Below are 19,607 nucleotides of genomic sequence, written 5' to 3' on the forward strand. Positions count from 1 at the left end.
AGGATATGGATCACCTAAGAAACAGCTCTAATTGATCTTTCTTTTTTGAAACCATAAATCTGCCAGGCTTAAATTCAAGGTAAGCATATGGTAGTTTTCCTTTACCAATACATTTTGGATCTGTCCTTTTGAGCCATAGCTGTAAGAAAGGTTCAACATAGACCTTAGTCCTGCACCAATAGGCAAACCGATTCCCGCTGTAATGTTATACCCGTCTACTTTCGTTCCATTAATTGCAAGGTATCCATTATCATAATTAAAACCGGCCCTATATCTAATTCGTTGGCCATATTTATAGCTCTTTGGATCTTTAATGTATTCTAGACCAATGGAATAGATATCCTGGTCTTCATAGGTGCCCAGGTTTTCTTCTTGTCCGGTTTCACTCCAATAGTTCTTTTTGTAATCCCCGCTTACGGTCAATGATTCCATGAATTTTGCACTGAAACCTATACCGACTTCCAAAGGCATATCAAAATCATCGGTTGAACTACTATCGTCATCCTCAACGGTAATTTCAGAACCATCCAAATACTTGACCACTGAACGCTTAACATTACCTTCAAGGCTTGTTGGTAATTGTATTGTACTACCAATGGTGATATTATCGGTTATGTCGAACTGCATTCCTAATCCCATTCGAATACCGGAATAATTTGTTTCCTCTACTGTACTTAAAGCACTTTGACTAATTACAAATGATTCTTCTTCCTCTATACTCCCGAATAAAAAGGAAGTACTTAATCCAAACCTTAAGTTATCCAATACCGCGTAACCAATATTTACCCTAAGGTCACTTAGTCCACCAACTCCGGAAACATTACTTTCAAAAGTTTCGTTAGAACCTTCGATGTTCGTTTCGAGTCCAACCAAATAGTAACCAACATCGCTATAGGGCACCATGGAAATACCTACCCCCAATCCTTTGGCTACACGGAATGCAACTGCCAAATTGGAAAAGTTGAAGGTGGTTTTCGATTCGTCTTCAGTTGAATTACTGTAACTATTATACTCCCCTTTTAAACCTATATCATAGTAAAAGGAGTTTTGTGGTATCAATGCGTAATTGGCGGCATTCAGGTTATTGATCTGTGAATCTGTCTTTATACCTATCCCGGTAAACCCTAAACCATTGGTAAAACCAATACTTGTTTGATTAATGACCCCTAACCCATATAAAGAATAAGGAGAGCTGGTTAACCCTTCGGATTGGGCCGAGATGGAATTTAATGCCAAAAGGATGACAACGATTGTAATAAGTTTGGTTTTATTCATTTTCATCATAAATGGCATATATTAGTTCTAGTTGTGTACCTTCATTCTCATAATCCGCATCCAGTACAAACCGGTCTAAGGTAGAATTGTAATTCGAAGGCAGTAAGATCAAAGCATCGGACGATTCCTCATCGGTTTCCAATAAATCTTCCAAATAACTACTTAATGACACTTCGTAATAGATATCGTTGAATTCTTCATTGTTCCTATTTAAAATAGCATATAACCCAAGGTCTCCCAACAGGTCATTGTTTTGGTCAACAACGTAAACCGAAAGGGTATCCCTCAAAATCAAATTATCATTATAAGAACTTTCTTTAGGCTTTATTCTTAAAGTAGCACCAAGTAAAGTCCCCTGGCCCTCGATATCACCTACAGATTTTAAATAGGGAAACTCTATACGTGTGGTAACACCCATACCTGACTGCACAAAACTTTGGTCCTCCGAATCCTCACTATAGAGATTCACCTCATTATCTGTTAATACCGATAGATATTCATTGGGTCCATCGGCAGATATCTGATTAAAAAAAGGAATGGGGGAACTACTGGTGTTAATCGTAAAATCGGTATAATACTCTTCTACATCGGTTTCACCCGAAATACTGTAGTAAAGACGCATATCGGAGGATAGTGAAAAACCGAGAATCGTACCGTTAATACTATCATCGGGTCGTATGGTCAACCCATGAAAATAGTTAACGAACTCATCGTAATCGGTCAAGGTTTGATCCTGGAGCTTATCGAATAATTCCGAACCAAAAGCATCACTTAACCTTACCGCTAAGGAATCTTTTTCCAAAGGCCTGGGAACAAAGGTCAATGAACCAAGATCTTCCTCATCGAAACCAATGATGCTCGAATTATAGAAATCCGAATCGTCAGCAGGTTGAAGTTCCTCTATCAAGGGTTTTATATGTACGGTATTCTGTACCAAGGTATCGTTGTAATAGTAATTGTCGTACCTAAGTATAAAAACGATACTATCGTATACCGCATCCTCATCAATACTATAGGAAGACGGCACCATTTCAATGAAACTTGAACTTTTCATGTTTCCGAAAATCGGGTCATTGTATTTACCTACCAACATTCGAGAACCTTGAGAGGTAATTATACTGTCGAACTTCATGGTAGACAATCTGGTGGTTAGGGTATCTAATTGTAGTACACGTATATTGCTTTCGGTAAAGGTTTCACTTACAACAAAATCGGAATCGTTCAACATATCATCGCTACACGAAACGCATAACACGAGACAACAAACTATACCAAGTATATTCTTCATAAAAATTTGATTTGACCATAAAAGTATATGCTATGTATATAGTCGGAAACCACAATAGACGAAACCCGATAGTTACAAGACGAACTAGGCGATTTTACCTATTAACCATGGGACCAAATTGGTAGATGAAATTACAGGTTTCATATGTTAAATAGCCAACTTCATCTATTTCAGTTTCAAGCCTAACAGTCGTAGGTTAGTTTTGAATAAAATTTAAAATGAAGCCAAAGGCAAAACAAAAAGACATTATGAAAGAATTACTACAATACCACTTTAAACATATAGCCATAATGGGCGTTGTACTTTTTACATTATCGAGTTGTTCTAGTGATGACGATGAATATGAAGGTAACTGGATAGAAAGATCGGTTTTTGATGGCAGCGCCCGAAGTGGTGTATCCGGTTTTACTATCGGTAATATAGGCTATATGGGAACCGGATATGACGGTGATGATTACCTTACCTCTTTTTGGGCCTATGATATGGATGGTGATTATTGGTCTCAAAAAGCCGATTTCCCCGGAAGCGCCAGAAATGCCGGTGTAGGTTTTCAAATAAACGGAACTGGATATATTGGTTCGGGCTATGACGGATTGGATGAACTTGATGATTTTTATGCTTACGACCCAAGTTCGAACACATGGACACAGATCGCCTCTACCCCTGCAAGCCCAAGACGAAGTGCGATAGCCTTTGGAATTAACGGTTATGGATATTTCGGAACCGGTTACGATGGCGACAACGACCGTAAGGATTTTTGGAAATATGACCCTAGCACCGACACATGGTCCGAAATGGTAGGTTTTGGCGGGGACAAGAGAAGGTCTGCCACAACTTTTATCTTAAATGACCTTGTTTATCTTGGAACAGGGGTTTCCAATGGTTCATACCCTGATGATTTTTGGGTATTTGACCCTAGTACTGAAACATGGACCGAGAAATTGCCATTGGATGAAGAAGATGATTATAGTATTGCAAGAAGTAATGCCGTAGGGTTCACGATCAATGGATATGGCTATATCGCCTGTGGTACTTCAGGAGGTACTTTGACCTCTGTTTGGCAATACGACCCAAGTGATGATACTTGGGATGATAGGACAAGTTTGGAGGGCACCTCTAGACAAGACCCAATAGCCTTTTCCAATGGATCACGGGCAGTTGTAGGCCTTGGTCGTACCAGTAGCCTTTATTTAGACGACATATATGAGTTATTTCCGTTTGATGAATATGACGATGAAGATTAAGTTAATAATTGATTGTTGAATTAGTTGAGTAATGGGGCGGTATTTTTCATAAGTACCGCCCCATTTAATAAATGTACATAGATGAAAATATCACTGAAAAAAATATTGATTCTAGTTGGTCTTGGTGTCTTAATTCTAGGCGGCCTTTACTACTTCTACAATGGTAACCAGAATAAACCCTTGCATTCAGAGGTTTTCAAAGTTGGAAACGGATTTGGTTATCGTATATTAGACCACAAAAGGATCTTGATCCAACAAGGAAGTATTCCGGCAATACAAGGAAGTCAAGTCTTCACCTCGGCAGAAGACGCCAAAAAAACGGCCGATTTGGTTATCGATAAATTATTGAACGGCGAAGATCCTAGATTATCGGTTTCAGATATTAAGGGATTACATATTGATATCCCTTCTGACAAAATAAAAAATGAATGATCCTTTATAAAAAGAACATACCACAAATATTGGTTCACCTATTTTTATGGTGCGCCCTTTATGGTCTGCTTTTATATCCCTTCTTTTCACTCTCACAACCCGTACCCGGAGGTATGTGGTTAAAAATGATTACAGCAACATTACTGTTCTATTTAAATTATTTCATTCTAGTGCCCCAACTTCTGTTAAACGGAAGAAAAATAATATATCTTGTAGTTTCCATAGCGCTTATTGGCATAATTTCCTATGTAATGCATAAGTTCTTCCGTCCTCCGGAAATGAACCAATTCGCCAATCCCCTTCATCGTATGGAACCTCATCAAAATGACCTTCTGGCTTTTCGTTTTCCCTTGATACCCGTTGTAAATTTCGGTGTTCCTTTTTTATTCTCAACAATGTTAAGGGTTTATGTTGGCTGGCAAAAAAATGAAAGCCTAAGAAAATCAATAGAAAAAGAAAAGGTAGAGTCAGAACTGCAATTTTTCAAGGCGCAATTGAATCCACATTTTCTGTTCAATTCCCTCAATACGATCTATTCCTTGTCGGTAAAAAAATCGAACGACACTTCTGAGGCTATAATCAACCTATCGGAATTAATGCGTTATATGCTGTATGAGGCCGATAAGGGCAACGTACCGATCAGCAAGGAAATTGAATACATCAGAAGCTATGTAGCCTTACAGCGCCTACGACTTGCCAATAGTGAAAATGTACACCTGAAAGTTTCAGGTGACGACAGCAACATAAAAATACCGCCCCTCCTCTTTATTTCCTTTATCGAAAACGCCTTTAAATATGGCACGGATTATAATGGAAAAACAATGATCAAAATAAACTTTTTGATTCAAGATAAGTCTATACACTTTAATATTGTGAACAGTATAGGCAACCAAAAGCCAAAAACGAAAAGTAGTGGTCTGGGTCTCGAAAATGTAAAGAACAGACTTAAATACCTCTACCCCAATTCACATGAATTACGAATAGCCGATGATGGGGAAATCTATGAAGTTGATCTAATAATAAATCTCTGAAACCATGAACTGTATAATTATCGATGACGAGCCTTTGGCAATTGAAGTATTGTCCGGCTATTGCAAAAAATTAGGCTTCCTTGAGGAGGTTGGTAGTTATACCAATCCTTTGGATGCCATTTCGGTTATTAAAGAAAAACAGGTGGATCTTATTTTCTGTGATATAGAAATGCCACAGATAAGCGGACTCGAATTCATTAGCGCTTTGGAAAATCGCCCTTATTTCATTTTTACGACAGCCTATTCTCAATATGCTGTTGAAGGTTTTGAGTTGAATGCCACGGATTATCTGGTAAAACCCATTCCGTACCACCGGTTCATAAAAGCCGTATCCAGGGTAAAGGAGCTTATGTCCCTAAAAGAACAACCGATCATGGCCAATGTTTTTCCTTCTAACGGGGAAACTACCGAAAACCAAAAATTCATTTTCGTGAAATCAGAACATGAAAGTGTAAAGATCAACCTTGATGACATTCAATACATCCAAGGTCTAAAGGATTATCTCAAAATACATATCGTAGACTCCAACAAGACTATTTTGACCCTGTTAAGTTTTAAAGAACTGATGGATAAACTACCCCCGAACCAATTTATCCGCGTTCATAAATCATTTGTGGTCAATGTGAATTTCATACGTACAGTTCAACGTAATCGCATCGTAATCGACGATATACGCATACCTATCGGTGATAGCCATAAAGCGCAGTTCTTTTCTAGTTTGGGTATCTAAAAAGGCTCAGAGATCCATAGGTTTCATTCCTATGGGATCGGATAAAATACTGTTTAAATTAACTCAAATTGGGTTTTAAGGTATTCGTGAATTTAACACGATTGTCTATTTAACCTGAAGATTCCTTGTTTCCCGGCCGGGATGGCTTTATTGCTTATCACATTACCGCTTATTCCTCCTTTTTTTATTTTGGATCTTATCACCCCGTTTTTGTGGTTTTTTGTACTTCTTTTTTAATTTTCGTTCATAGCTTTTTACCCCTCCTTTTTCTTTACTGTTCTTGGCCGATTTCTTATGAAAGGCAGCCCCACTTTCAATACCGGGATCCTTATCGGTCCCGTCTTCTGGACTTATCGGTTTTATTTCTTCCTCAGGGGTAAGTTGGGTACTTACCTCCACTTCCTTTGGTAATTCAATGAACGGTATTTTGTATTTCATCAAACTCTCAATCGCATCCTTTAGGGGTTCTTCCTTTTCATTATAGAGAAGAATGGACCTCCCTTGTTCCCCGGCCCTTCCTGTTCTCCCTATTCTGTGGATATAATTTTCAGGATAAAATGGCGTATCAAAACTGATTACGGTACTTATCTTTTCTATATCGATTCCACGGGCGATTACATCGGTCGCTATCAGGATCCTGCTCGTTCCTTTTTCGAATTTTTCTATTGATTTGGAACGATGGTTTTGTTCCTTGCTTGCATGGATAACCGAAACTTCCGATTCAAAATCCAGTACTTCAAATAGTCTATCGGCAATTATCTTGGTCGCAACGAAAATCAATACTTTACTGTATTCATCTTTATCTTGTAATAGATGGTTTAGTAAATTCGCCTTGGTATAAAAATTAGGCACGGCATAGGCCTCCTGACTAATAGTCTTCAAAGGGGTACCACTGACAGCTATGGTTTTCTTATTTGGGTTAACCAAAAAATCGTTCATCAATTCATCAACATAGGTCGTCATCGTAGCAGAGAATAATATGTTCTGACGTTTTTTCGGTAAGTATTCAAAAATGTTCTTTAACTGGGTTTTATAACCAAAATCCAACATAATATCTACCTCATCAATAACAAGTTTTTTTATTGATTTTAATCTTAAGACATTGGAAAGGGCAAGATCGTACAACCTTCTGGGAGTACCGACAACGATATCCTGTCCTTCGGCAACAGCTCTTTTTTGGCGGTTAATATTATTACTGCCACCATAAACCCCTACTACCCTAACACTCATGTAAACCGACAATTCCTCTATTTGTTCAACTATTTGAATGACCAGCTCCCTTGTAGGCGCTAAAATCAATACCCTAGGGTGAGTTTGATCGGAAAAATTCAAATCCTTTAAAATCGGTAGTAAGTAGGCCATTGTTTTCCCGGTTCCGGTCTGTGCGATTCCCACAAAATCGGAGCCACCCAAAATAGTGCTATAGGACGCCTCCTGAATGGGTGTTGGCTCCTCAAACCCTAAATCGGCCAAGGCCTTTTTTAATTGTTTTTTGATTTTATAATCTTCGAAATTGTCCATTTTGTAAAGTAATCAAGAAAAATCGTACTAAAGGTGTTTTTGCACGAAATAAACGTAAAAGTCTCATTTTGGGGGCAATAAATTCGAAAAACCGAAAAATTTGACCCAACAGCACTTTCGAGGATTTTGACCAAACCCCAATGTTCAATTTTAGGATTTATTTGAATAAAGGGGATTATGGTTTATCCATATAAATTTTCACCCAATCCTGTAGAGCCTTTCCATGAACGTTCTTAGCAAGGACAACCCCCTTTTCATCCAGGATAAAATTGGCCGGTATGGTATTAATACGTATTCTTTTTAAGAAAGGGGTTTCATCACCTTTTAAATCCGATGCCTGTAACCAAAGTTCTGCACCGTCACGTTCTACGGCACGTTTCCATCCTGACTCGTTACTCTCCAATCCGTAGGCGATAATCTGCAATCCCTTGTCATGGTATTGGTTCCAAATAGGGACCAAAACCTCGCGATTTTCCAATCTACAGGGAGCACACCAAGATGCCCATAAGTCTACAATCGTAAGTTTGTGGCCCAATTGGTCTTTGAGTAAAAGTGTATCCTTTGTTATCATGGGTAACTGTAAATCTGGAAATTCATCCCCAACCAGTACGGGTAAATTGGAGGGTTCACTTTGTTTACAAAGTTGTTCTACCCACGGGTGTCCGGGTTGTTCTTTTTTCCATTTTTCGCATTGGCCCACCAAGAATTCAGGTACACGTTCATAATCATCTTCGGGGCTCACCAAACGTAACGCTACCAATGCGGGAATAAGATCCCTTGCACTATCGGCGTACTTCATCAGTTCTTTCCTATATTGTAAAACAGCATGTTCTTTATCCATCAATTGTTTCCCATCCTCTACATGCCATTGCTTTCCTTCCAGATAGGTCTTATAAGCCTTTAGGTTTACATCCCTAAGTCTTATCAGAGCCCTATTGATTTCTGAAGGGTTTTCAATTGCAAAACTCTTCTGGAATTCATCAAAGCTGGCCGTGATTTTAAGAGGTTCTCCCGATTGCCATAATACAGGCATGAAGTTTGACCTGGTAGGGTCATCGGTATTTAAATAATTAGGAAACTTCCCGGGTTGTTGTATGGCCATTTCCAACAATACGGGCTCTTCATCTTCTGGCAAGTTCTCAAATTCAAATGTACCATCAGGATTTACCACTGCCGAATCTATGACCTTACCAAAATAGGAAGCAGCGACCTCCCGTAGGTTATCTGGTCGAATAAGATAAATATTCGCGTCCCCTTCTGGAACGCCTTCCAATTTCCCTGATATATACGATGGGGAATTACAAGCCATTAAAGTAAAGGCCAAGATTATAAGGCCAGCAATGTTTTTAATAGGGTCGGTTCTCATTTTTTGTTCGATTAACACCCACAAAGGTATAAGGTTACGACTCCCCTTTTGGTAATTAAATTAACAAATTATAGAAATTTAAAAAGATGGGACTTGGACATAACCTCTATTTTCTTCCACCGAAAATACAATATACCGAACAATGAAACAATTAGCACATAACCAACCAAAACCTAATTTAGAACGATTCTCCAGATGCCCTTTTTATCAATCAAAAATATTGTCTTTGATAGCACTGGATCCATTCCAAGGCCTAAAATAGATCAATCCGCCTGTTTGCCCCATGATAGCGAATAGATCGTCGATATCATCTGGGGTGTATTGGGATTTATGACAACTTGATGCTTCCTTTCCCAATTTCAAATTTTGTGCATCAAAAGGTATTCTATAAGTAAGAAATCTCTTTTGTGTAGTTTTCAGATTATCATTCATCCACTTGACCAAATCCGTTTTCAAATATAGCCCCTTGTTCACAGCCTCATTGGGAAAGCCATAATAAAGGAGTTGTTGCAAGGACTCGGATGCTTCCCGCTGAAAAACTTCGGTAACGATATTACTGACAATACGATGGTCTGGATGTCCATATTGCCCTCCGGGTCCAAAGGTAATTACAACATCGGGCTGGTATTTCGTGAACAAGCTATCGATTTTGTCATCCAACGTATAGATGTTTTCCTTTAGTGCTAAATCGCCATCCATATAATTCAAAAAAATCGGGGGATCAATGCCCAAGGTTTTTGTGACGCACAATGCCTCTTTTGATCGCACCTTAGCCAGTGCATCCCCGGCAGGGATATTGGCATGTGGGGTTACTCCTTTAGAACCGTCTGTTACAATGACCGAGTGGATAGTTACATCTTCGTTGGCATATTTTGACAGAATGGGAGAAATAACGATCTCGTCATCCGGATGGGCAAATATGACCATTAAGGACTTATCCTTATTACTTGCCAACCCGATCTCCTGTTCTGTGCCGTTTTGCTCCTTGCAGGAAAACAACAAAAGAATAGCAGTAAAAATTAATAAAGGCTTTTTCAATTTATCGATTTTTGATTGCGTTATTTTCACTAATAACCTTAGGTTCAATAGGAATCTGAACGTATTCATGGTTGGTTTTTACGCAAAGACCAAGTTAACACATAAAGTTGAAAATAGTGTTCCGGAACAAGGGTTTTTCCCGAGGAAAATCATGAGTGGCGAACGATACAGGAGGTGGTATATAAGGGATGATTTACAAAAATCAATCATTTATAATTATTTCTGAAAAGGCTTTCCATTTTTCCTGATTCCCGTTTATTTCATAAGATTTGGATTTTTTAAATAGGGTAGTGACCCCACCGACCATTGCCCCTACAGTTCCTCCAAAAAGAGTCCCAATCGCTGCACCTTCTCCGGCGTTATATGCAAATAATGCGGCATCTGGATCTGCGGTAGCCGCACCTACGATTGCCATTGCCCCTGCACCGACCGATGCCCCAATAAGCATATTGTTCCCTCCTGAACGTTTCGTCTTAATAGACCCGATATTACTGACCGGAATTTCCACAGGTTCCCCGTTCCGGCTCAATATTAGGGATGTTTTCAACATAGAAAGCATTTTCCCTTTTCCTATCTTTTTGCCTTGCATATCAAATACCCGCAGATAAATATTTGTGGTTTCCGAAGCACTTTGTGCATATGTATGACTACTTAAAACCAACATAATGACAAAAATCAGATTTTTCATAATGTGCAATTTAAATTTAGGGTATGACGTATTACGTACAATGCCAACCTATCAAACATATGGGGGAAGAATGTGCTTTACTTTTGAATGCCACAAAAAAGAACATGTACTTAAATATAACCAATTATTCCCTATACCCCTTCACAAACCATACAGTTTAACAAAAGAGCGAAAGGCTTTCAAAGGATGGGTAACTAGGCCCGAAATCGTATGGGAAAATTATAGGGTAGCGTTTTCTTTCAGCGTTACCCTTTTATTGGAAGCATCGAGTTCTATTTCGATACCCACGGGCAATGTGCATAAATTATTGTCGTGACCAAATGGAAAATCATATAAAATAGGAATGTTCAAGTCTAACAACCGATCTTTCAATGTCTCTATCAAGCTCAGAGAAACATCGCCCTCCCCTGGATTACAATCGGCAAATTCACCCAAAATGATACCACTCGCCTTTTTAAGGTTATTCGCTTGCCGAAGTTGGGTCAACATTCTATCGACCTTGCGTGGTTTTTCACCAACATCCTCAATAAAAACTATTTTATCCTTAAAGTCGTTATCATAACCCGTTCCGGCCAAGGCAGCCAACAAACTAAGGTTACCGCCGATCAATTTTCCGGTTGACTTCCCTTCGGCAAGGGTTACCGTTTTTTCGGTACCATCAATACTATGGCCCGCCCCTCCATCGAATACGATCGCATTGACATGTTCTTTATTAAAATCGGTAAAATCCCAGGCGCCGATAGGGCCATGAAGACCAACCAGTCCAGTTTTACGGTATATGGCGTTCAATAAGGCCGTAATATCACTGAAACCGATCAAGATTTTCGGGTTTTCCTTAACCAAGCCATAATCGATAAGAGGTAACAACCTATTGCAACCATCACCTCCCCGAACACACCAAATGGCCTTTGTGTCTGTATCCCGAAAGGCATTGTGCAGGTCTGCAAGCCTTTGTGCATCGGTCCCGGCCATATAGCCTCTTTTGGCCCTTACATTTTTCGCAAGTTTTACTTGAAGCCCTAAAGCCTCAAGATTCTTTACTGATAATTCTATCTTTTCGTCATTCACCGGACCTCCTGGGGCGATTAAGGTTACGGTATCGCCTTTAGTAAGTCTTTCAGGTTTGATCCTTTTCTCTTTTCTATCTGTATTTGTTGTATTGGCTTTAAGATTGGAAGTGGCAAAAATGGCCGTTGTGCCTATTGCCATGCTTTTGATAAAGGGTCTTCTTTTCATGAGGATATATTTTGAAACCGGTTAACCTAAAAATTGATTCAAGTAAACAAAAAAATATGGATTTACCATAATGAACTGGACTAAGGTTTTTATAGGAAGGTTTGTTGTACTATCTTTTTTTGCGTGATATTATGAAATATTCTTTGCCGCCGGTTTTCAGGTCTCTGTTCCCAGTTCTTTCAAAATGTTTTTGATTCAATTCCAAATCGCGTAATTCAGACCAAAGCAATAAGTCCCGCTTAAGTTCTCGCCCCATTCGTATATTATATTTCTGATATACCTCACTATTAAAATCAAGAAGCATTTCCAGTATTCCTTTACATTTACTTGAGGTTTTATGCTTAGTATATGAAGTATCTAGTTTAATATATTTATCAAAGAAATCAAGTATTCTATAATCCATTACTTCTTTCTCAATTTTTTCTTTTTTCTCGATAGCCTTAATAGTACTATCCAAAAATTCCATTTTTAATTGGGGTAAATTATGGTTCACTGGTTTTGAAATAACTGTGAATAACGGAGCCCATTTAGAGTCCATAATTGAAATCAAATCAATCCGTATTAAAAAAATATTTACTGGTTCTTTTGAATTGTTGTTAAGCCAGCTTATAGCTAGTTCATGTTCAGGTCTGATACTTCTTACTATCCAAATTATTGTTCGTGATTCAAAAATTGAGGCATAAGTTACAAGTTTCCCAAGATGAGAATGGTCTGTTTTCTCTAATTGATTTTCTATTATTACGACCTCCCCTGTTTCTTTATTTCTTGCCAAAATATCAACTCTTAATCTTGAATTATTACTGGCTTCTCTTTTTAGAAATTCAAGCGGAATCCCAATAGTTTTGGACAAAAGCTCTAAGTTTTGTTTTTTAGCCAACCATTCTGAAAAATCCGTCGCTTCATTTTTCCAGTATTCCCTTAGCTTGTGATATTTTATTCTAGAAAGTGACATATTTTATATGGTTTTACAATATGCAGTCAAATTATTAAACATAACAACAAGTTACTACAATTCCCTTTTAGAAGGAATCCGTTCTTAAAATTTTCGACTCCGAAAACCCATAAAAAACAACCCGCTTCCTTTCTTTTCTTAGCAGGCCCCAATTTTCCACGGCAACAATTTGTTGTATTGCGTCAATCGAAACCAGTATATCAGGGGATATTTGTAGTAAGAAAATCGAGTATTAACCTTTAAAAATTATCATATGAAAGACAATGGAAATACATTATTGGGCGTCTTGGCCGGAACAGCAATAGGAGCCGCATTAGGAATTCTTTTTGCTCCCGACAAAGGCTCGGTAACACGAAAAAGAATAGCGGAACAAGCGGAAGCCACAAGAGATTCTATCGCGGAATCTACCATGGATCTTAGGGATAAGGCAGCCATCACGGTGGCCTCTAAACGCGAGACCCTAGATCACCAATTGGAAAACATCGTCTCAGACGTAAGCCATAAGACCGAGGATGTCATTACCACCTTGGAAAAAAAATTGGCAGACCTTAAAACAAAGAACAAAAAATTACAGAAAACATCGTAATGGGTATTATCGAAGCATTGGACAACACCAGTACTGCCGCCGTGGATAAAGGAGAGGCCTATATAAAGACCACTAAGAAATACTACGAACTTAAAGTATTTCAGCAACTGGCGCTTCTTTCGGTTACAGGGTGCAAATTGGCCGTCTATTTTGGCCTTTGCATCTTGGGCCTCATCTTCTTGGCGGTTGCAGGCGCATCGGCGATCGGTGATTATTTTGATAACGCAGCCTTAGGATACCTCGTAGTCTCCGTATTGTTCTTTGCCCTAATCGGTATAATTTACTTGGTAAGGAAACGAATTGAAAAATTGATAATCGTTAAACTCTCAGAAAACTTTTTTGACTAATGGACAAAAGACCCTACAACTCCTTAAAGGAAATTAAATTGAAACTCCATACTTTGAATCTAGAGCGAAAAATACAAATGGAAGAGTTGAAACTGACCAAACATCAGATCAAAGAAGACCTGCAACCGATCAATTGGATCGCGACCCTCTTCAAGGGGGTGAAAAAATACGGAGCCCTAATACTCCTGAAAAAGATGTTGCGCTGAATATAGATTACCAATTGCCGGAATGCCCATGAATATGGGATATTGTCATCCGATTATTAAAAAAAATACATCATAATAAAACAAACAAATACAACCCATGAATTTAAAAATAGGTGAAGCCTGGAAAAAAATGATCGACCGTATTGAAGGATGGGTAGACCAATTGATAATTAATCTACCGAATATCATCATCGCGATCATGGTGTTCATTATGGCCATAATCCTATCTAAATATATTAGCAAACTAACGCTCAAATTATTGGGCAAAAGCAAATTACAACCTTCTATGAGGCAGGTTATATCGAGGTTGGTTTCGGTATTCGTAATTTTATTGGGGCTGTTTTTGATTTTGGGAATCCTGGATCTGAGCAAAACCTTGAACACCATCCTTACCGGTGCCGGAGTGGCCGGGTTAGCAGTGGGACTAGCTTTACAAGGTGCTTTGGCAAACACCTATTCCGGAATCGTCTTATCCTATATAAAACACTTGAAATTCGGGGATTGGATACAAACCAACAACTACTCTGGTGAAATCGTGGATATTGACCTTCGCTCGGTGACCATTAAGGAAATCGATAACAATCTGGTCTATATTCCCAATAAATTGGTATTGGAAAACCCCATTAAGAACTTTTCCTCCACCGCACAATCCAGGGTTATACTAGAGTGTGGTGTGGGCTATTCCTCAGACCTTGAATTTGTTCGGGAACTTGTTATCAAAACAATAGTTGAAAATTTTGAGGCGGTTGAGACCACGAATGAGGTTATTTTCCTGTATACCGGATTTGGTGACAGTTCCATCAACTTTCAAACACGGTTTTGGATCAATTCCACCTCCGGACTTGAAGTCCTTAAGGCGAAGACTAATGCCATTATCGCAATTAAGAAGGCTTTTGATGCCAACGATATAAACATACCTTTCCCCATTCGCACTTTGGATTTCCCTAAACCTATTGAAATCACGGCCGAATAAAGGGTTAAAATCCTTCATTTCTTCTTTCTTCCTGGATAACGGAACAAGAAGAAGTTAATTGAAAAAGAATCTTAATACTATAGTCACATTACCAGAACAAGACTATAACAATGGCAAACCAAAGATGTTACATAGGACCCATCTCAAAAAATACCTTGATAATCTAAAAAAACAAAATATGAGTACTTACACAGAAACTATTTCAGAAAAACTGAACGATCTTTTAGAAAAATTAAACGATGCCGAAAAAGGATATAAAAAAGCGGCAGAAAACACGAACCATCCATTGCTTAAACCTTATTTTCAAAAAAGGAGTAAAGAGCGCCATGATTTTGGCCTTACCTTAAAATCAGAAATAGAGCAATTCGGGGAAGATGCCGAAAATAGCGGAAGTATCACCGGAGCCATACACCGGGCGTGGATGGACACTAAGGCCTTCTTTTCTACAGACGATGCCGAAGCCATGCTAGAAGAATCGATACGTGGCGAAAAAGCGGCTGTATCCGATTACAAGGAAGTTTTGGAAGACACCAGCTTACCGCCTACCACGGCCATATTGCTTAGAAAACAATTGAGTCAGATCATCTTTGACCTGAACAATATTAAAACCTTGGAGGATTTAAGTTAAGATTCCCCCGCGAATAAAGAAAAAGGATGCCTGTTGGCATCCTTTTTTTATGCAAAACATCCACCCAAGCCATCCTTTTCACCTTTTTGAACTGTATCTGGTGTTTTGATATTACGTTTATTACCTTATAATTGCGGAAAATATTATATTTTTTATTTCTTTACGGGTATTCGAGGTCAAAAGCCCCCTATTGATCAGAAACCGGAAATTGCAACAAATAAAGCTCGGAGCATTATGGAAATTGAAATGAAATATCGTTGAGCTATGACACTGAATATAAAATTCGACTACCATACGATCTGTAAGACCATTCTAAAAGAGCAATTGGATAAATTGGGCGTAGCATATACCATACATTCCTTAGGTGAGATAAAGTTCAGCGACAACCTTAGCGCCGACCATAAAAACGAACTTCGGAAGGCTTTGGAAAAATACGGTATTGAAATATTGGACAACCCCCAAAATGTCCTAGTACAACGAATCAAAGACGCCATCACCACGTTGGTAAACGATAGTGACAAGGCTGGAAAATATAACATATCTACCTATTTATCAGAGACCTTGAACTATTCTTACGCACACTTATCCTCCGTTTTTTCGGAGGTAACCCATTCCTCGATTGAGAATTTCATCATCCTTAAAAAAATCGATGTGGTAAAGCATTTGATTATGGATAAAAACCTTACCTTGACCGAAATTGCGCATAGGTTAAATTACAGCAGTGTAGCCCATCTGTCCGCACAATTCAAAAAAACAACTGGTCTAACCCCTTCATCTTTTCAGAGAATAATAAAAAAACGGAAAGAAAAGGGAATTACACCATAATCATGCATTGCTAAAATGGCGTTGAATAAAATGAACATAGTGTTGGCCGATGACGATGCCGATGACAGAATGCTTTTTGAAGAGGCTATTAACGAAATAGAAATAAAGACCGAACTTTCCCTTTTTCCCGATGGAAAACAATTGATGGATTATCTTGGCCATCCAAGTACCAAACTTCCTGAGATCATTTTTTTAGATTTGAACATGCCGGTTAAAAACGGTATGCAGTGTTTACAGGAAATTCGCCAGCACAAAGCACTTTCACACCTTTGCGTTGCTATTTACTCAACCTCATCCTCAGAACAGGATATTGAGGAAACTTTTATAAATGGTGCCAATATTTATATCAATAAGCCGAATAGTTTCGGGGCATTGAAAAAAGCCGTGGACAAAGTACTACGATTAAATTGGCAATACCATACTTCTGCCTTGAACAGGGATAATTTTCTACTTCGCCTATAAACCTTATCCTTAATTATAGAATCACATTAATTTTTAACGCTAAAGATTAAATCCTTACCCCGATTGCTTTTGATGAAAGACAATGTTTACCAGAAGCCCCTAACATTACGTAACTTAGCAGTTAAGGTATCGAATCATTAAAAATACATCAAGGTTTGGGCAAGTCATCCAAAGTTTTCATTGCACTCTTAATTTTTTCCGTGGCCATTCTTACGTTCATCGGGAGCACTACGTATCGCCAAATAATTCAATTGGGGGAATCTTCCGAAATGGTAGCCCGCACCCTTGATCTTGAGAATGAGATAAACACCTTGTTCTCCCAATACACGGCAATGCAGTCCATGGCATACGAGACCAACCTTCGTAAAACCCCTCTTGCCGAAGGTTATCTTGACAATCAAAAAGACAGTATTGCGAACACTTTTGAGCGATTGACCGAATTAACTTCCGCAAGCCCGATCAACCAACAAAACCTTCAAAAGGTAAAAGTGATCCAAACAGAACTGTACGACCTTCTTCCTAAAATAACATACTCCCCGGACAACCTCAGCATAAAAAGTTCACTCGTGAACGATTTTAGTAAAAGGATGAATGAACTGAGAAAGGTTAAAATGATGATGTTGAATGAAGAAGAACTCTTATTGAAAAAACATAAGGAAACATACGAATCAAATGCCTTCCTTACCCCTTTAATGTCTCTTTTATTAGGGATTTTCGCCCTATGCATCTTTTTAATCGCGTTTTGGCGACTAAACAATGAACGTAAAGAAACCCAAAGAACACAGAATTTTTTGGAGAGTATTTTGGAGACTTCAAAAAATGTCATCAGTTATTTTGAGCCTGTTCGTGATCAATCGGGCAAGATCATTGATTTTAATATGGCCTATCACCATAAGAACATAAAAGATGTGTTAGAGAAATCAACACGCCCAAGAGATACCGAATTGTTATCAAAAGCTTTCCCCCAACATTTTGAAAATGGTGTTTTTGAGCATTTTGTTACATGTATAGAAAAAGACGAGAACCAAAATTTTGAAAAACAGTACGATTTTGGGGATAAAAGGTTTTGGTACGATACCACTACAACAAAACTGAACAAGGGTATATTGATCACCTCACGCGATACCACAGCGGAAAAGATCGCTCTGGACAACCTATCCATTTCAAAAAAACTTCTAGAAAAACGAAACCTTGAGTTAATGGAGAATCGTGCCTTTTTGGGTAACATCTTAAAAAGTATATCCAATGTGGTGATGCACTTAAAATCTGTACGTGATGACAAAGGGGCCATCATAGATTTTGAGCTTTTGTTCGTAAATGATGCCATTAACAATGTTACAGGGGACATTCCTGTTGAAATAAAACATAAGAAGGCTTCGGAAATATTCCCCACTATCTTCAAGAACAAGGTCTTTGAAAATCTGGTCACCTGTATCGAGAAAGGGGAACAGGTAGATTATGAGACCCATTTTGAAAAAGACGGAACGACCAAGTGGTTCCAGGCAACAGCAAGGAAGTTGAATGATGGGGTTACCGTAACTACCCGGGACATTACAGAAGAAAAATCCAAATCGGAACGACTACAGTTTTTGAACGATCAACTATCCGTTCAGAACTCCATATTCAAAGATGCGGAAGGTGTTGCGGACATCGGTAGTTATGTCTGGTATCTAGACACGGGAGAAGCGTTAATTTCCGATAATTTTTATCGTATTCTTGGCCACGAACCCGATTCGTTCAAAGTTACTTTTAAAGGGTATCGAGATTTTGTTCATCCCGATGACCTGGAAGCTTATGATCGGTTAGGTTCGGAAACCACCGAAAAAGGATCTTCCAATGTGCATTCGTACAGGATCATCGCCAAAGATGGCAAGGTTAAGCATTTGTCATTGAACGGAAGAAGTACCCAGCGAATGGGAAGACCGGTATCGCTCGGTGTAGTCCAGGATGTTACCCAGAATATTTTGGCCGAACAGGAATTAAGGAACAAAAACGAGGCATTGGAACGGTCCAATGCAGAATTACAATCGTTCAACCGAGTGGCCAGCCATGACCTTCAAGAACCCATGCGTAAAATACAATTGTTCGTTTCACGCATTTCAGAAGCTGAACAAGACCGCCTCTCGGAAAAAGGAAAGATCTATTTTGAAAAAGTGAGCAAGGCCGCAAACCGCATGCAAACACTGATTAAGTACTTATTGGCCTATTCCCGTCTTAACAAAACCAAGGACGAATTTAAAAAAGTATCCTTAAATGATATAGCCAATGAAGTACTCGCCGATCTTGAAGAACGCATTAACGAAACCGGGGTGCAAATAAATGTGAACCAGCTTCCAAGGATAAATGCCATACCTTTTCAAATGGATCAACTATTGAACAACCTTATATCAAATGCCATAAAATACCGAAGCACATCAGAACCTGCGAAGATATTGATCGACTGTAAAAAAATACCACGAAATAAAATTCGGGAAGACTTTGATAAGAAAAGCAAAAACTACTACAAACTTTCAGTGACCGACAACGGGATTGGTTTTGACAATGCACATGCCGAAAAAATATTCGGGCTTTTTGAGCGCTTACATCAACGTGATGAATACTCGGGTACGGGAATAGGGCTGGCCATTTGCAAAAAAATCGCAGAAAACCACGATGGTTATATCGGTGCTACTAGTGAATTGGGCAAAGGAACTACTTTTCGCGTGTATCTGCCTGCATGAAACCGGTGCAATTCATATAAAACAACACTCCACCTACCTCTATTGACTTTTATAAGCCT

Annotated in this window: 20 protein-coding genes; 12 read left to right on the forward strand and 8 right to left on the reverse strand. The window is 38.8% G+C overall.

Features of this window, described 5'->3' with window-relative positions:
- Nucleotides 1-27: 27 nt before the first annotated feature.
- Entirely contained in the window at nt 28-1,284 is a 1,257-nt protein-coding gene (locus R3X28_RS11595; RefSeq protein WP_317664433.1) for a hypothetical protein, read from the reverse strand.
- Complete coding sequence (locus tag R3X28_RS11600; RefSeq protein ID WP_317664435.1) at nt 1,268-2,563, reverse strand: DUF4270 family protein; 1,296 nt, start codon at nt 2,561-2,563, stop codon at nt 1,268-1,270. Before R3X28_RS11600 ends, R3X28_RS11595 begins: the two co-directional genes overlap by 17 nt.
- 248 nt (nt 2,564-2,811) lie before the next feature.
- On the opposite strand from R3X28_RS11600, the gene R3X28_RS11605 reads away from it, so the two are divergent.
- The 4 genes from R3X28_RS11605 to R3X28_RS11620 all read left to right on the forward strand — a co-directional run bounded on the left by R3X28_RS11605 (nt 2,812) and on the right by R3X28_RS11620 (nt 6,000).
- Nucleotides 2,812-3,807, forward strand: a complete 996-nt coding sequence (locus R3X28_RS11605; protein WP_154366434.1) for a Kelch repeat-containing protein — start codon at nt 2,812-2,814, stop codon at nt 3,805-3,807.
- Between the two features lie 81 nt (nt 3,808-3,888).
- Nucleotides 3,889-4,239 carry a DUF4907 domain-containing protein gene (locus tag R3X28_RS11610; RefSeq protein WP_154366432.1) on the forward strand — a complete coding sequence of 117 codons (351 nt, stop codon included), beginning with the start codon at nt 3,889-3,891 and terminating at the stop codon, nt 4,237-4,239.
- A complete protein-coding gene (locus R3X28_RS11615; RefSeq protein ID WP_282054208.1) occupies nt 4,236-5,270 on the forward strand; it encodes a sensor histidine kinase in 1,035 nt (344 codons plus the stop codon). Before R3X28_RS11610 ends, R3X28_RS11615 begins: the two co-directional genes overlap by 4 nt.
- Before the next feature lie 4 nt (nt 5,271-5,274).
- Nucleotides 5,275-6,000, forward strand: coding sequence for a LytTR family DNA-binding domain-containing protein (locus tag R3X28_RS11620; RefSeq protein WP_317664440.1), 726 nt, complete (start codon nt 5,275-5,277; stop codon nt 5,998-6,000).
- Nucleotides 6,001-6,162: 162 nt separating this feature from the next.
- Here the strand turns inward: R3X28_RS11620 and R3X28_RS11625 are convergent, their stop codons facing one another.
- The 6 genes from R3X28_RS11625 to R3X28_RS11650 all read right to left on the reverse strand — a co-directional run bounded on the left by R3X28_RS11625 (nt 6,163) and on the right by R3X28_RS11650 (nt 12,801).
- Nucleotides 6,163-7,521, reverse strand: a complete 1,359-nt coding sequence (locus R3X28_RS11625) for a DEAD/DEAH box helicase (RefSeq protein ID WP_317664441.1) — start codon at nt 7,519-7,521, stop codon at nt 6,163-6,165.
- Between the two features lie 175 nt (nt 7,522-7,696).
- Complete coding sequence (locus R3X28_RS11630) at nt 7,697-8,887, reverse strand: TlpA disulfide reductase family protein (protein ID WP_317664443.1); 1,191 nt, start codon at nt 8,885-8,887, stop codon at nt 7,697-7,699.
- A 207-nt stretch (nt 8,888-9,094) separates the two neighbouring features.
- On the reverse strand, nt 9,095-9,994 hold the full coding sequence (locus R3X28_RS11635; RefSeq protein ID WP_317664445.1) for a PIG-L family deacetylase: 900 nt from the start codon (nt 9,992-9,994) through the stop codon (nt 9,095-9,097).
- Between the two features lie 133 nt (nt 9,995-10,127).
- The gene (locus R3X28_RS11640) at nt 10,128-10,613 is read right to left on the reverse strand and encodes a hypothetical protein (RefSeq protein ID WP_317664447.1); all 486 of its coding nucleotides are present in this window, start codon (nt 10,611-10,613) and stop codon (nt 10,128-10,130) included.
- A gap of 219 nt (nt 10,614-10,832) precedes the next feature.
- A complete protein-coding gene (locus R3X28_RS11645; RefSeq protein WP_317664449.1) occupies nt 10,833-11,849 on the reverse strand; it encodes an LD-carboxypeptidase in 1,017 nt (338 codons plus the stop codon).
- A 109-nt stretch (nt 11,850-11,958) separates the two neighbouring features.
- Nucleotides 11,959-12,801, reverse strand: coding sequence for a hypothetical protein (locus R3X28_RS11650; RefSeq protein WP_317664451.1), 843 nt, complete (start codon nt 12,799-12,801; stop codon nt 11,959-11,961).
- Between the two features lie 253 nt (nt 12,802-13,054).
- Here R3X28_RS11650 and R3X28_RS11655 point away from each other — a divergent pair, with 253 nt between their 5' ends.
- The 8 genes from R3X28_RS11655 to R3X28_RS11690 all read left to right on the forward strand — a co-directional run bounded on the left by R3X28_RS11655 (nt 13,055) and on the right by R3X28_RS11690 (nt 19,548).
- Nucleotides 13,055-13,387 (forward strand): YtxH domain-containing protein, encoded by a 333-nt coding sequence (locus R3X28_RS11655; protein WP_317664453.1) that lies wholly within the window; start codon nt 13,055-13,057, stop codon nt 13,385-13,387.
- Nucleotides 13,387-13,734, forward strand: coding sequence for a hypothetical protein (locus tag R3X28_RS11660; RefSeq protein ID WP_317664455.1), 348 nt, complete (start codon nt 13,387-13,389; stop codon nt 13,732-13,734). The genes R3X28_RS11655 and R3X28_RS11660 overlap by 1 nt, the downstream gene beginning before the upstream one ends.
- Nucleotides 13,734-13,940 carry a DUF6327 family protein gene (locus R3X28_RS11665; protein ID WP_317664457.1) on the forward strand — a complete coding sequence of 69 codons (207 nt, stop codon included), beginning with the start codon at nt 13,734-13,736 and terminating at the stop codon, nt 13,938-13,940. Before R3X28_RS11660 ends, R3X28_RS11665 begins: the two co-directional genes overlap by 1 nt.
- Nucleotides 13,941-14,037: 97 nt before the next feature.
- Nucleotides 14,038-14,913 (forward strand): mechanosensitive ion channel family protein, encoded by an 876-nt coding sequence (locus tag R3X28_RS11670; protein WP_154366408.1) that lies wholly within the window; start codon nt 14,038-14,040, stop codon nt 14,911-14,913.
- A 178-nt stretch (nt 14,914-15,091) separates the two neighbouring features.
- Entirely contained in the window at nt 15,092-15,541 is a 450-nt protein-coding gene (locus R3X28_RS11675; protein ID WP_154366405.1) for a ferritin-like domain-containing protein, read from the forward strand.
- A 264-nt stretch (nt 15,542-15,805) separates the two neighbouring features.
- A complete protein-coding gene (locus R3X28_RS11680) occupies nt 15,806-16,366 on the forward strand; it encodes a helix-turn-helix domain-containing protein (RefSeq protein WP_154366403.1) in 561 nt (186 codons plus the stop codon).
- A gap of 15 nt (nt 16,367-16,381) precedes the next feature.
- A complete protein-coding gene (locus tag R3X28_RS11685) occupies nt 16,382-16,828 on the forward strand; it encodes a response regulator (RefSeq protein ID WP_154366401.1) in 447 nt (148 codons plus the stop codon).
- Between the two features lie 155 nt (nt 16,829-16,983).
- Nucleotides 16,984-19,548: an ATP-binding protein gene (locus R3X28_RS11690; RefSeq protein WP_317664460.1), complete on the forward strand. Its 2,565-nt coding sequence runs from the start codon at nt 16,984-16,986 to the stop codon at nt 19,546-19,548.
- The last annotated feature ends 59 nt before the right edge of the window (nt 19,549-19,607 follow it).

This window comes from Maribacter sp. TH_r10 (assembly GCF_033101095.1).
Lineage (GTDB): Bacteria > Bacteroidota > Bacteroidia > Flavobacteriales > Flavobacteriaceae > Maribacter_A > Maribacter_A luteus.